Raw genomic sequence first — 697 nt, forward strand, 5'->3', positions numbered from 1 at the left:
GGCGTTCGCCGACAAGCCCGACTGGGCCGAGATCCCCTTCATCCTGCCGGAGCACGGCCCCTCGCGAAAACGCATCGAGCTGTGGTTCCGCCGCCATCGCATCAGCAATCCGCTGATTTACGCTACCGTCGGCGGCCACGAGGCCATCGTGTCGATGGTGGCCCTGGGCTGCGGCATCGCGCTGATCCCAAGCGTGGTGGTGGACAACAGCCCGGAGCCGGTACGTAACCGCATCTCGCAGCTGGATAACATCTCGATGGTCGAACCGTTTGAACTGGGGGTCTGCGTTCAGAAAAAGCGCCTCAGCGATCCGTTGATCGACGCCTTTTGGCGGTTACTGCATCCCCGCTGACGCGGGGTTTCAAAGGTCTGCCGGATCGATCTGCTTCATCGTCTCTACCTGCATCAACCAGTGGTAGAGCGGCTCAAGCTGCAAAAATGCCCCGGCCAGCAGCGGCGCCAGATCGGCGTTGAACAGCTTTTCCACTTCGCTGTCCGTCACCATCACCGCAAACGACTTGCGGTTGTACCAGGTGGCGATCTCCGCCGCCTGTTCCTTCACCAGCGGGCGCTTGTAGCGCTCGCCCACCAGCTCGAACGGCGGCCGGCAGCAGGCGGCCACCTCCAGGAAAGGCTGCGGCCGCTGCCTCAGCGTATGGCGGAACAGATCCATGGTCGGCTTGTTGGCGCTGTAGTA

At 62.7% G+C, this 697-nt stretch carries 2 protein-coding genes; one reads left to right on the forward strand and one right to left on the reverse strand.

Annotation, left to right across the window (positions count from 1 at the left end):
• On the forward strand, positions 1–352 hold a 352-nt coding region (locus SO140_RS46250; protein ID WP_498544242.1), incomplete at its 5' end, for a LysR substrate-binding domain-containing protein.
• A gap of 9 nt (positions 353–361) precedes the next feature.
• Here the strand turns inward: SO140_RS46250 and SO140_RS46255 are convergent.
• On the reverse strand, positions 362–697 hold a 336-nt coding region (locus SO140_RS46255), incomplete at its 5' end, for a DUF2461 family protein (RefSeq protein ID WP_498544243.1).

Source organism: Bradyrhizobium sp. UFLA05-108, assembly GCF_059803455.1.